This window comes from Metabacillus sp. SLBN-84 (assembly GCF_053629595.1).
In genome coordinates, this window is sequence record NZ_JBRJIP010000006.1 from 126596 (window position 1) to 139434 (window position 12839).

Sequence of the window (12839 nt, forward strand, 5' to 3'; positions counted from 1 at the left end):
TTTATTTGTGTGATCCAAGAAACGAACCGAAATAACGCTCCATTTCCTTATAATTCAAGGTTTTTGCCAGACGGAACATCAGTCCATCCCCTTCCACATCACCAATCAGCAGATTCTCAAATTCGGCGAGTGCCGCATCAGATGGTGCTCGGACCACAAGATACTGATGGAGCGAGGTCAGACCCTGATTGTTGTTGATCGCATATTTCAAAATATCGTGCTGCTCTTTGAGCAGGGCGTTCAGACCCTTCGATTTCACGACCAGTGCCTTTTTCGCCTCTTTTACGGCCTCCAGCTGTTCATCTACCGAGTGTCCCTCATAAACCGTGTCGTAAATAACTTCGACTCCGACTGGCAACTTGCGGTAGAACGCGTCGACCTTATTGAGAATCATCTGTTTGTCCTGTTCGAACATCAGAGCGGACGCCGATCCGACGATATGGTAACAATGGCCGACCTGTCCGTCCAAAAAGTGGATGCGTCCGTCTTCCGGGTCGACATCCCTCACGTTCAAGAGATACTGTAGCGGATAAACGGTGTCTGACATCCGCACAGGGACGTACCGTCCGCTTTTCGGCAGGTAATTTATCATCGACAGCACCAGCTCAAGACCCGTGCGATTGGTTTTATCCGCCCGTACAAGCAGCACAGACAGGATAACCCAGGCGATCGTGAACCCGATGATGATCGGAATGCCGCCTTTGCCGATGAACGACTGGAACACCAGGTAAAACCAGCCGAATGCGGCAAGGAGTGTAAACAGGATGGTCTTGGCCGACACTGGCCGATTCAACCCCACTCCGTTTTTAGATTTGACGTTGAATTCCATATCGAAGTACGAAACGTCAAGGCTCGTCGGTATTTTAAATCGTGTTTTCGCCAAACGGAAACCCTCCTCTCTCTTTGCATCTGCCATTCTCCCATCGGAACCCCGAACATATGGCAGATTATGGAATATAGTATATCACAAACAAAACGTTGAGTACACAGTGTTATTGTAACAATTTGCGAAGGGTTTACCTCCGGTTTTCACGGTGAAAATCCGGGGTGAGTCTCCACCTTCCGGACGCGCGATCGAGCTCCAGGGAAAGCTCGCACCGGTACGGTTTTCCGTTGCGGCTGATGCCATTGAACGAAATGCTCCCCCCATCACGCAGACGGCTGATTTCTGAATGGCTGAGCCGCTCGCCGCTGAACACCGGAAGAAACACGCACGTCGTTCGGGTAAATTGCTCCGCCTCTTCCCCGAACTGTTCAAAATGGGGAATGATCCCCCACCGGGACGGATACGGTCCGTTTTCCGGGATGAAGCCGAACGATACATTCACCGCATAGGCAGCCTGGCTCCGGTTTGATTCGCACACCAGCAGCAGACGTTCCCCGCTGCGCAGCATCTCCTGTTCTTCTCCTGTGAAGACGTGACCGTTCCACTGGAGCGGAAACGGTGCATCCTTTTGCTCATAGCTTGCCGCATCCCAAGGAGCAAACCCAAAGTATTCATGGCCACCATACTCCTGCCATTCGAGAGACCCGACGATGCCATCCGTATAGGCCGTTTTGATTCGTATCTCATACCCCGCCATCAAAAGGGCGACCTCATCGTCTGTGAACCGGTATCCGGACCAGATGCGGTTAAAGCGCGCAGCCTCGTTGTTCCACAGTGACATATGGACGTATTCTGCTTCATGGTCTTGTATGTATGGATCCGGTTCTGACGCATCGGTTTTTGGCACACTGAGCGGCACGCCGGTCGGACGGAACGGTACGAGAAACGACATCGAATCAAACCTCCTTTTTTACGGAATGGGACTTCGCGGATCAATCAGACACCCTTCCTCCGGTCGAGCATCTTTTGCAGCTGATGCCGCTCCCCATCGTCGAACGTGGAGAGCTGACCTGCAAGTGATTCAATCATGGTCTTCTCACCCGATGTCAGGTGCGAAATATCGAGCTTGCCGTACGTGCGGGATTCCATCAGGGCCTGCTTGATACATTCGGCCGTGTCATGGGTGAGATGGTATGCCTCTTGGAGCCTCGCGACCCAGTCTTGGGGTGCGTTGCGCAGCCCACGCTCGACGGCTGACAGATAAGCAGGACTTACGCCTAGATGGAGAGCCATGTCTTTTAGATACTCGCCGTGCTCCAATCGGATCCTGCGTGTGATCTGACCAAACGGTGTTAATTTAGAGGGCATGTCTTCCTTTACCTCCCTTCCATAAACTGGTTATTGTATTCCAATTATACCATTATATGTAAAATAGTTCTACGCACTTTGTTTAAATTTGGTAAAAAAATCCTTTTTTAATGAGTCACAAAAAAAATTTATTCCCCTGCTGGAGTGTCCCAGATTCAAACAACAAAAACTTTTATTTTCTGCGCTCCCTTATCCACAGGTTTTCAACAGGTTCATATACAGGAGCAGAGCATCTCTTTATATTTTTTATAAATATAGTTGGGACAAAAAGAGAAAGAGAGTCTATAAACCTTGATTTAATAGGGTTTAGGTGTCCCAGATTTCGAAAAAATGTCCCAGATTCACTGCCGTTTGTCCCTGGAATGGCGTGATTTGTCCCAGAAAAACCCGAAATGTCCCAGAAAAAAGGCGATTTCCAGGTCAAACCCCCTTGATTCTTGTGACCTGACGCCTTACTGACGCCTTTTTTTATTCATCTTTTTGCATAAACAATCCATCGCACTTGCGTCCATGCAAGGAAATCTCGTAAAAAAGTTGGGACACGCTGGGACACGAAAAACCGACTCGTAAACCTCGAAAACCGTTGGTATGACTGGATTGAACAGGGCTCAGAGGTCGGGAAAAGAGGCAAAATCGCGATTTCGAATCTGGGACACGCCAAAACAGGCGTGAACCCTTGATGTGCCTCGATTTCCGGCATTTTCTTTCTGTAAAACATACGCCCGTGTCCCTACTTTGAAAACCGAATCTGGGACACGCCAAATCATCCCCCTAAACCCTTGCTGTGACTGGCTTTGTGCCATTAAGACCCCATGGAATCCCGTTCCGTGTCCCAAAAATCTGGGACAGCCGGAGCGACGGGACTCTATTGACATTAATTTCCATTTATTGTATGCTTGAGTGTTTACCCTTTTTTGGTTCCTCAAAGAGTTTCCGAGCGCCAATCCGTGTCGTGGCGAAGAAGAAGCCCCTTCCTGACAAACCCCCGCCATCCACCGACCAATCACAAGATTACAAGAGAATAGATAAGGAGAGAATCCATGAAAAAGAATAGAAGAATGAAAGAATCGCAGAGGAGGAGAGTGTCATGACAAGACCGCACTATCAGGCGGACCGACCTAAGATGGCGAAGTGGCTGGAATCGTTTTTAGACGGTACCCCAAAGCCCGCTGATCCGACGAAAGAGATTCTTACACAGATCGGAGAGAGCGCGCTGTTCGCCAAAATCGCGAGTGTGGAAGAAGACAACCTGGGCGTGAGCGCCCGTCTCCGCCGGAAAGTACCGGACCGCCTTGAATTCAGCGAAATCGCCGCGATCCTGCTGCACATGTTCACGTTCCGGTCGATCGCTACGTCCAAGCAGGCGGACAGCGGCACGCTCGGGCTTTACGTGACAGGGGATGACATCATGTGGCAGAAGGGCTCGAAGTTCCAAAACCCCGAAGGCATCTACTCGACCAGTGAAAAGCTGTTCGCCTACATCATGAGGCAGATCACCGAGGACATCCGTCAAAAGGAGATCGAAGAAGCACTGGCCTTTATCAATACGTACGCACCGGAAGTCGGCACGACGACAGACGCCCACCTCTTCCCTGTTAACAACGGTATCTACAATCAACATTCGGGGAAGCTCGAACCCTTCACAGAAGAATACGTATTCCTCACGAAAATCAACGTGGATTATGATCCGCACGCCAAGAACCCCGCGATTCAGGAAGCGGACGGATCGCACTGGGACGTGGATTCATGGCTTGGAGGACTTTCTGTAACACCGGAGGTGAACGAGCTCTTATGGCAAGTGATCGCCGCCAGTCTGCAGCCGAACCGTGGACGGAACAAATCAATCTGGTTTTATTCTGAATCCGGCAACAACGGAAAAGGAACGGTAGGTCAGCTCATCAAGAATCTGCTCGGGAGAGGGAATTATTCTTCACTCTCTGTGATCGACTTCAATCATGAATTCAAGAAACAGGATCTGCTCGGTGTGGCCGCGAACATCGCCGACGAGAACGACGTGGACAAATACATTGATTCGGTCAAGGACTACAAAGCGAGCATTACAGGCGATGACGTCATCATCAACCGGAAGCATAAAGACCCGGTCAGAATGCAGTTCCGGGGACTGAACATCCAGATGATGAACGGCCTGCCGAAGACCAAAGATAAAACCGGTTCGTTCTACCGGCGCCTGATTATCGTCCCGTTTATCAAGTCGTTCACAAACAACGGGGAGAAAAGCTATATCAAATCAGACTACATCGCCCGTCGTGAGGTGCTGGAATATGTCTTGCACAAGGCGCTGTCGCTTGAGTTTGACGAATTCATCGTGCCGCAGGCATCGGCATACCTGCTCGACCAGTACCGCGAGAAGAACAATCCGGTGCTCGATTTCTGGAACGAGCTGCGTGAAGAGTTTAAATGGGATCTGATTCCTAAGCAGTTTCTGTATGACCTGTACCAGAAATGGTTTGAGCGCAGCAACCCGAGCGGCACACTGATTGGCCAGCGGACGTTCTTCGACCAGCTGTCACCGATCATTGATGCGGACGGCGAATGGGAGAATCATATCGGGGCGGACAAGACCAACATCCGCACCGGAAACAAGATGGATGACGACGAACCCCTCATCACGGAATACGGGCTCGATAAACCATACCGGAACGGCGCTCCTTCCCCGTGGGTACACGGAACCTACAGCGGAACGAACGTACAGAAGATCCGGGACTTCGACCGGAAATCCAAGTATCGCGGCATCGTCCGGAACTGATTCAGGCTTATAAAACCGAAAGGAGTGGGATGTATGATCCTGTGGCTGCTTATCGCATGGCTGATCGCTGCCATCCTGGCTCATCAAGGGCTGAAACGACACCTGGAGGCGAAATCAAGGATGTATGCAAACGACGCGTTTTTGGACCAGTATTTTGAAAAGAAAAGCATGATCCCAAGCGGGGAGGTGCTCCAGTTAAAGGGGCACCGCCTGATCCACAGGCGCCCGAATGAAAAGCGCACGATCAATCTCTATCAGGTCGAGCGCGTATCGGTCCGGTATTTCCGCCTCGCCGTAGGATTAAAAAACGGTGACACCTTGTGGCTGCCGCTCTGGTTTGATTCTCTGCCCTATATCTATGCGATCCTGAAATACCATCGACCGGACGAATCCCGGAGCGCCCTTACAACCCGGAAACCCTGAACAACAAAAACCGCAAAGCCCATGCGCTTTGCGGTTTTTTTTATTCAGACGGCACGATCACCCGAAGTGGGCTTCAAGCCCCCAGAACTTACTACCGTTGTATTCTTTTAGTTCAAGGGACAGATTGCAGGTAAAGCTCTTACCCTTCTTGCTTTTCGCTGTGACCATGACCTTGCCGCCTGCCCGAAGGTCCTGGACTTCCTGTTTCGTGAGCTTGTAGCCGGAGAACTCTGCTTTAAACGGAGCGTTCGCCCGTGTCAGCTTCGTTGGATCCTCACGCGGCTCGAAGTGCGGTTCGATCCCCCAGCTCTTGTTGCCCTTGAACTCCCGCAGCTCAAAGCTCACCATGACGTCGAACGGCTTTCCGGTTTTCTTGCTCACGGCTTGAATCTTTACTTTTTGACCGGCGCGCATTTTCGCCTGATCGTCCTTTGTGAACGTATACCCGGACCACTCTTTAGGGAACGGGGCGCTCTCGCGCGTGTAGCTGTCCGCTTCTTTGCGCTGGAATCCCCAGAACGGACGACCTTTGTATTCTCCCTGGCCGAGTGACCCTTCGACCGTGTACACTTTGCCGGTCTTTTCGCTTTTGGCCTGGAACGAAATCGTCTCGCCGTTCAAGAGCTTTTCGATCTCAGGCGGCCCGAAGATATGCCCGCCCCATTCTTTGTTAAAACGGACGATTTCCCCCGTCGGCTTGTAAATCCCCTGCATTTTCGGCTTAGACTGACGCTGCATCGACGCATCAGGCGCACCGACCGAGGCTTTTAACGTTTCGGCATTGCGGTAAAACACCTCTTTGTCATGCTTGATTAAATCCGTCGCGGTATCCAGCACGGCGTGCGGTTTGACCTTGAAATCGCCCGCGTCTTTCATGGCCTTGAACAGCTTCTCCGTGACACCCGGATCACCGATCTGTGACCCTTGAAGGAGCACAGCCGCAATCTCTCCAATCTTGGTCAAGTCGAGCTTCCCTTTTGTATCTGTGAGAAGGGCGGTCTGTCCGTTCGTGACTTCACTGAGCGTGCTGACCCTTGTCGCACCGGTTCCGACCTCGTACCTGGAAAGCTGCTTCTCCAGCCATTTGTGAGACGGATGCGGCGGCTTTTTGTTCACACCCTCAGATACGATCGCCGCCCCGTTTTTCCCGAGCCCGACACTCGTCACATCGTCCCCATCTTCATCGTTCGTCTCTTTATCCGCATCGAAGATCGCCTTGAACCCCTGGTCGATTGGGACGCTCACCGTGGCCGTGAACGCCGGATGCTTTTCAATATGCCCTTTGATGCTGTCATACACGTAATTTTCCCCGAACATGGCCAGAAAGTTCTTTGCGAGCGTCTCGTAAATCGCTTTCGCGCTCGGACCATAGCTTGATAACGCATCGAGAGACGCAGGTACGACCGTCCCAGGACGGTTCGCACCATGTGCTCCGCCGTCTTTTACGTGTGTCGGGCGCGGCTTACGGTGCGTGAGAAGCGATGTGTCAGCCCCGACCACGCTTGCGATCCTGTCGACAAGCGGCAGCATCTCTTTAAATTGTTCGAGTGAGATGACCTTGTCTTCGGTTCTTGGATAGCTCACGATTTTCGCTTCGTACATCTTTTGATACGTCATGAGCACTTCTTTGGACTTGAATCCTTTCGTGCCGAGGATCGATGCGAGTCCCCCGAGGTCAAGCAGCTTTCCAGGAGCCGTCTCTTTGCGGGTCCTGGAGTCCTCGATCACAGCAGACGGGCCATATGCCGCTTTGTCCTTCTCCGCGTCCGCTTTGCTGTCAAAACGGAAGGTATCACGGTCTTCATCGAACTTTCGGGAAAATACGTTGCCGTTTTCGTCTTTGTATTTGACTTCGAAATACGGCTTTTTCTTATAGGCTTTGACCAACGCGAGCTGGTCGGCGACGAGCTTGGTCATGACGGATTTCAGGCGACCCTGCCGTACAACCACACCGTAGCCCTTAGAGCGTGCAGCGTGCGTCGAGAGACGTGTGAGCTGCATGGAAATGAAATCCCACTGGCTCCGAACGTTCGCCTTCACATATTCGCCGTCCTTGTCATAGCTCGGCAGATCCTGAATGTTTTTGAATCCCTTCTGGAGCTCTTTTTCAGACTCGTCGATGAAGTACATGCGCTTCACGGGGCCTGTCCAGCCGATGGCCTGAATGACTTCCCATCCGATCAGCTGGCCTTCCCCTGACGGATCTTTATCCGTCGCGATGACAATGGCGCTCGCACCTTTGGCCGCTTTCTTGACGTCTGAGATCGCACCGGCTTTACTCGTCACTTTTCCGGTTTTCATGTTTTTTGATTTCTGCGCCTGCTTCTTCCAGTTGAGCTGACGGATGTCCCACGGCATCGTGCCGGGCTCCCAGGACTGAAAATCCACCTTCTCACGGTCTCCGACCATCTCATGGGGCTCCACGAACTCCAGCATGTGGCCATAAAGCGACTGAACCTGATATGCCTGTCCGTCATACGTGCCGTTCATCCCTCCGAGCGCTTTCGCGAAGTTCTTCGCGGCACTCGGTTTCTCTGCCAATAGTAAGTACGTCATATGCGTCAACCTCTCCCCTGTTCTTGTTTTTTATTTGACGGGCCTTAAAGCGCCCGGTTCTGCATCTGTCTCAGTCGCTCCTGTCTTGCGAGCGTCTTCTTCCGCTCCTCTTCTGCCTGGATATGCCCGGAGACCACCAAATCCGTCTCTGCGAGCGCTTTCCGGTTCGACGCAAGCACCCGCATCAATTCCCCGACATCCCTCGGCAGGCCGCCTGCGAGAAGCCCCATCCGGTCAAGCAGCGTCACAGTCTGCAGGACGGTGCTCCGCTCGGTGTAGGTCCTGAACATCGCTTCCTGCTCGTTCAATTTATCAAGAAGGCGACCCATTCCCATGTTGAGCATCCCGATCCGCTCTGCGGTCTGATAGTCCAGTTCGGATCCCGAAACCTTCTCCGGCTCCTCCCGGTATTCCTCGGATGTGTGAGCAACGAACAAGAGTGTGTAGATGTCCAGCTCATCGCTGGCCTGACTTAAATGTGTATCGGGATTAAAACCTTGGTCAAAGACCGGATGCTGCAGCACCATCCATTGTTTGGCGTACTGGATGTGCGTGCCGGCTTCGTCCCTGAACGCATCGAACATCAGATACCGGAGAAGCGATGCCTTCGTCGTAAACACCCGATTTTTCTCTGTGATTTCATATTCACCCCACGGAAAGGCGACGACCGCCCCTGTGTGCTTTTCTTTCAGCCGCTTTTGGACGGCGGCAAGCATCGGCTCAGGGATCCCCGATACTTTCAACCTCTTGATGTCTGGATTTAAACGGACCGGTCGGTCCCCTCCGACATGCTCGAAGATCCCCGGGAGGGTCTTAAATCGCTTCCAGTCAACCGGTGATACTGCACCGGATGGTTGAACCGACTTCTTTTTTTGTGAGGATGTTGCGTCCTCTCCGCCGTGTGAGTGCGAGAGAGCAGGTTCTTCCGGCTCGGGTCGGCCAGAAGATGTACCACCCCCGTGTTCAAGTTTCGGTGTTTCCTGCTGCACCTGCGGTGCGGTTTTTTTTCGTTCCGGCTGCCTGCTCTCTCCCTGCCTTGAAACCTTTTCCTTGTGGCCCCTTATCCCGGCAAGCTCAGCCTCAATGTCGAGATTGAAATCAAAATCTGACATATGTCGTTCACCTCCTTCTGATTTAAGTTAGCTCCCCGTCTTCCTCTTCGACCAGGTAATTGTCACCTCGGATGATGCCGAGCATCGCATCGAACCCGTTCACAACGGACTTTTCCAGATGCTCATGGCTAACGACAAGGTTGTGTACCGCATCGACCATTTGATTCAGTCGCTGGATTTCAGCCGTCGGCAGATCGTACTCCTGGTTCCGCCATTTCACATAGTGATACATCGCTGAAATGAGGAACTCTGTTTGATCCATCCCAAATCGCTCTGACCAGTGGAGTAGGTAATTGTAATCCTCCGGATAAAGCCTCATGTTGACACGGTCGGTCTTCTTTGCCCGAGGTGCAGCCCTGAGTGGACTTACTTCTTTTTGCGCACCGGTATTGGCTGGCATGCTCGCTCACTCCTTTGTAATTGGAAATATATGTAAGTATTATTTTACATGTAAAACGCTGTACGTACAAGGTTTTGGAAAGAATTTACCTATTTTTCTTGTGCAACAAAAAACCGTGACGTCAAACCATTCCCGGCACACCGGGCGATTCAATGCGTGAAGGAAAAAGACGCAAAATCCGTTCAAACCACGCGGTGGCAGGCACCGCCGGGAAAACGGGTGAAGACGAAAACGATAACAAATAATCCTAATAGGAGTGGATAAATATGAAAAACAACAATCAATCAATCGAAATGGTAGAAGTACGCAGTTCAGTCAATGACAACACGGTGTTGCGTTTTGAGCATACAGGGGACGATTCGATTAATATCGTCACAGCAGGATTTGCGAAAATCTGTACTTTACTCAAAATCAATCGCGTACAGGCAGAAAGCCGCTACTACGTGACAAAAGCCTGACCCAAAAGCGATGTGTGAACCACACATCGCTTTTTTTCTTTTATTAAACTAATAAAATCGGAGCGTGATTCTCTATGAAACCAATCGAAAATCTGGACGCGGTGATTCGTAAAACCGAGAATAAGCTGGGTCATTCTCGCCGCCGTGCCAAGCAAACAAATGAAAAACATGAAGGCATCAAAGATAACGGAGGGGTCATCACCGAACACGGCGGATGGGACCGCGGATACTGGGAGGGCCGGGTCGCGGTACTTGAAGACTTACTGGATGATCTGAATGAATTAAAGGCATTCAAGACAGAAAGGGTGGATAACGCATGAATGCAGAACGGACACTGACGAACAGCCTCTCAATCGGACGGAAAATCGGAATGCTGATCGAGCACCTGCAGAGAGGGGGAGAGGTCGAAATCGACGGCTACACCTATGTGTGGCTCAACAACCACATCACCCGCACAACGACCGACGAGAAAGGAGAAACCCACTATTTCGGCATCGACGGGCTCGCCATTAAGATGACGAAAATTTGCGGCTCCACCGGTGAAGAGAGTCCTTATTATGTAGGACAGGTCGACCTTTCGATTCAATCATTCATTAACATGACAGAAAGAATAAAAGAAATAGACTGGCTCGGTATGTGTGCCGGGAATGCCTTGCAATCTATGAATAAAAAACGTTAGTCAAACGGAGCGATTTCGCTCCGTTTTTTTTATTGCCTTACAAGAGGCGGCGACGTTGCACCGCCAGCCAACAGCATAGAGAACGAAAAAAGGAGAGATTCAACATGACGTTTGATATAGAGGTCAAATTCATAGACGGCTCAAGCGTGACCATCGAAGTCGAAGCGGACAGCCCGGACGACGCCCTGAATGCAGCGATGCCGACCGAATTCCGCATTACAGGTGAGTCCGAATAACACGAAAACCTCTCAATCATTAAACCATCGCGGTGTTCACCACCGCCGGTAAATGAGATGAAGGAAAAGGATCAGAATCCGCTCCTTGAAAACTAAATACGCAAGACCCCGGGGCGATTTTCAACGCCTGAGAAAACGGGTGACAAAGGCCAGAGCGCCAATCGTCCAAACTAGGCGGTGCTCACCACCGCCGGTAAAAGACGTGAAGAAACATCACAAATAAAACTATAAAAACACTCTAAAGGAGAGATTTATCATGGCAAAGAAATTTAACGAACTTACAGAAAAAGGTCAAAAGCAACGTCTGGCAAAATACCAGAAAGAAAGAGAAGCGCGCGGAACGCAAGAAACGCTTGCCCGCCTTGTAAAACCTGCAACAATTAAAGAGATTTCAGGTGAAAACAAACTCGCCATCTTCCGCTTTGCCGCTTATGACAAAGCGACAGACGAAACGAAATTCTTCACAGCGAGCGCTTTTATCGCAAAAGGTAAAGAGAAATTAGAAGAATACTACATGAGCCTCACAAAAGGTCAGCTGGTAGCGGTCGAGTACAAAGAAAACAACGGCTACACAAACATCTATAACCTGATGGACCGCTCGTACGCGGACAGCCGCAAAAAGAAATAAAGAGTAAAAAGCGATAGGCAGATTCCTGCTTATCGCTTTTTTTTTCTGCAAGACGAAAAAGATTCAAAACCAGGCAGTGTAACCACTGCCAGCCAATCAGACGAAGAGGGAGAACCGACCCCTCACAGACTTTCAAACCATTGCGGTGAGCCCACCGCCGGTGAAAAGCCTGAATCCAACTATAAAAAGGGAGCGATCACGATGGCTGCGAAAAAATTTAACGAATTAACTGAAAAAGGACAAAAACAGCGTCTGGCAAAATACCAAAAAGAGCGCGAAGCTCGCGGAACAGAGGAAACGTTGGCTCGTCTGGTACGCCCTGCAACAATCAAGGAAATTAAAGGAGACAATAAAATGGCGGTCTTCCGTTTTGCCGCTTACGATAAAGCAACAGACGAAACAAAATTCTTCACAGCGAGTGCTTTTATCGCAAAAGGCAAAGAAAAGCTCGAAGAATTTTACACAAGCCTTGCAAAAGGACAACTTGTGGCGGTTGAATACAAAGAAAACAAGGGCTACATGAACATCTATAACCTGATGGACCGCTCATACGCGGACAAGCGAAACAAATCCGGTGCTGCAGAACCCGCTCTGGAAGAACAGGAAGCGGAACTGGAAGTCTAAGAAAAAGACCAACTCGTATTTACGGGTTGGTCTTTTTTTTCTCTCTAATAAACAATTATTATGCTATCGTTAACGTAGAAGCATTCTATGAGAAGGAGAACGATGAATGATTACGAGAAACGATGCTTGCCCGTGCGGCAGCGGAAAAAAGTACAAAAAATGCTGCATCAATCAAACGGTTAACCCGACCACTCTGTGGAAACAACGAGCGCTCACCACCGCGTCTCTCCATTCGGACACACTGACCGCCACGTATTTTGCCGTATTCGACCATTCGATCAAGAAATCTTGGAGGGGTGCTTGCCACGCCATCTCTGGCATTTTGTACGTCTTGCTGCGCGAGCAGGGCATCGAGACGAAACGACGGCTCGGTTTTGCAATGGTAGAGGGTGCCAAAGTGCCATTCTGCCATTCCTGGGTAGAAATAGACGGCCAGGTTTATGACAGCAGTCTCTATCGTCCGAATGCGACCGGCATCTCTACGGGGGATGCCCTTTCGGCCCCGATCTTTAACGGCATCGACCTCAGTACAGGTGAACCATCGGACGTCCGTTACGGTGTGAAGGCCGCCCGGATCGACCGAATTTACGAACAGCTCTCCCGCTCCACATTTGGTGCGTATATGGACGGCTGGCCGCAGCATAAAGACGGACTTTGGGGGGAAGCCTGTGAAATCGGGGACAAGCTGGGACTCACATTGAAGGTTGGAGGACTCAGAGAGCGCTATGCAGGACAGCCCTTTAAACACTAAAGAACCGGCTC

Annotated in this window: 15 protein-coding genes; 9 read left to right on the forward strand and 6 right to left on the reverse strand. The window is 50.7% G+C overall.

What is annotated here, in order from left to right; genetic code table 11:
• Position 1: 1 nt before the first annotated feature.
• The 3 genes from RKD52_RS22145 to RKD52_RS22155 all read right to left on the reverse strand — a co-directional run bounded on the left by RKD52_RS22145 (position 2) and on the right by RKD52_RS22155 (position 2194).
• On the reverse strand, positions 2–883 hold the full coding sequence (locus RKD52_RS22145; protein ID WP_454101557.1) for a hypothetical protein: 882 nt from the start codon (positions 881–883) through the stop codon (positions 2–4).
• Between the two features lie 133 nt (positions 884–1016).
• A complete protein-coding gene (locus tag RKD52_RS22150; RefSeq protein WP_454101558.1) occupies positions 1017–1778 on the reverse strand; it encodes a hypothetical protein in 762 nt (253 codons plus the stop codon).
• Between the two features lie 44 nt (positions 1779–1822).
• Positions 1823–2194, reverse strand: a complete 372-nt coding sequence (locus RKD52_RS22155) for a helix-turn-helix domain-containing protein (RefSeq protein ID WP_454101559.1) — start codon at positions 2192–2194, stop codon at positions 1823–1825.
• A 1087-nt stretch (positions 2195–3281) separates the two neighbouring features.
• Between RKD52_RS22155 and RKD52_RS22160 the strand changes: the two genes are divergently transcribed.
• Together RKD52_RS22160 and RKD52_RS22165 are read left to right on the forward strand one after the other, a co-directional pair.
• Positions 3282–4961, forward strand: coding sequence for a DNA primase family protein (locus RKD52_RS22160; protein WP_454101560.1), 1680 nt, complete (start codon positions 3282–3284; stop codon positions 4959–4961).
• Between the two features lie 33 nt (positions 4962–4994).
• On the forward strand, positions 4995–5384 hold the full coding sequence (locus tag RKD52_RS22165; RefSeq protein ID WP_454101561.1) for a hypothetical protein: 390 nt from the start codon (positions 4995–4997) through the stop codon (positions 5382–5384).
• 57 nt (positions 5385–5441) lie between these two features.
• Here the strand turns inward: RKD52_RS22165 and RKD52_RS22170 are convergent, their stop codons facing one another.
• Genes RKD52_RS22170 through RKD52_RS22180 form a run of 3 tightly spaced genes read right to left on the reverse strand, consistent with a single transcriptional unit; the run spans position 5442 to position 9452 of the window.
• Positions 5442–7940 carry a DNA topoisomerase gene (locus tag RKD52_RS22170; RefSeq protein ID WP_454101562.1) on the reverse strand — a complete coding sequence of 833 codons (2499 nt, stop codon included), beginning with the start codon at positions 7938–7940 and terminating at the stop codon, positions 5442–5444.
• A gap of 44 nt (positions 7941–7984) precedes the next feature.
• The gene (locus RKD52_RS22175) at positions 7985–9052 is read right to left on the reverse strand and encodes a hypothetical protein (RefSeq protein WP_454101563.1); all 1068 of its coding nucleotides are present in this window, start codon (positions 9050–9052) and stop codon (positions 7985–7987) included.
• A gap of 22 nt (positions 9053–9074) precedes the next feature.
• The gene (locus RKD52_RS22180; RefSeq protein ID WP_454101564.1) at positions 9075–9452 is read right to left on the reverse strand and encodes a hypothetical protein; all 378 of its coding nucleotides are present in this window, start codon (positions 9450–9452) and stop codon (positions 9075–9077) included.
• 266 nt (positions 9453–9718) lie between these two features.
• Here RKD52_RS22180 and RKD52_RS22185 point away from each other — a divergent pair, with 266 nt between their 5' ends.
• The 7 genes from RKD52_RS22185 (at position 9719) to RKD52_RS22215 (ending at position 12828) form a co-directional block, all read left to right on the forward strand.
• Positions 9719–9910: a hypothetical protein gene (locus RKD52_RS22185; RefSeq protein WP_454101565.1), complete on the forward strand. Its 192-nt coding sequence runs from the start codon at positions 9719–9721 to the stop codon at positions 9908–9910.
• 74 nt (positions 9911–9984) lie between these two features.
• Entirely contained in the window at positions 9985–10230 is a 246-nt protein-coding gene (locus RKD52_RS22190) for a hypothetical protein (protein WP_454101566.1), read from the forward strand.
• Positions 10227–10589 (forward strand): hypothetical protein, encoded by a 363-nt coding sequence (locus RKD52_RS22195; RefSeq protein WP_454101567.1) that lies wholly within the window; start codon positions 10227–10229, stop codon positions 10587–10589. Before RKD52_RS22190 ends, RKD52_RS22195 begins: the two co-directional genes overlap by 4 nt.
• Positions 10590–10693: 104 nt before the next feature.
• Positions 10694–10825: a hypothetical protein gene (locus tag RKD52_RS22200; protein ID WP_454101568.1), complete on the forward strand. Its 132-nt coding sequence runs from the start codon at positions 10694–10696 to the stop codon at positions 10823–10825.
• 256 nt (positions 10826–11081) lie between these two features.
• Positions 11082–11453 (forward strand): hypothetical protein, encoded by a 372-nt coding sequence (locus tag RKD52_RS22205; protein ID WP_454101569.1) that lies wholly within the window; start codon positions 11082–11084, stop codon positions 11451–11453.
• A 201-nt stretch (positions 11454–11654) separates the two neighbouring features.
• The gene (locus tag RKD52_RS22210) at positions 11655–12077 is read left to right on the forward strand and encodes a hypothetical protein (protein ID WP_454101570.1); all 423 of its coding nucleotides are present in this window, start codon (positions 11655–11657) and stop codon (positions 12075–12077) included.
• Positions 12078–12183: 106 nt separating this feature from the next.
• Positions 12184–12828, forward strand: coding sequence for an SEC-C metal-binding domain-containing protein (locus RKD52_RS22215; protein ID WP_454101571.1), 645 nt, complete (start codon positions 12184–12186; stop codon positions 12826–12828).
• Positions 12829–12839 lie beyond the last annotated feature (11 nt).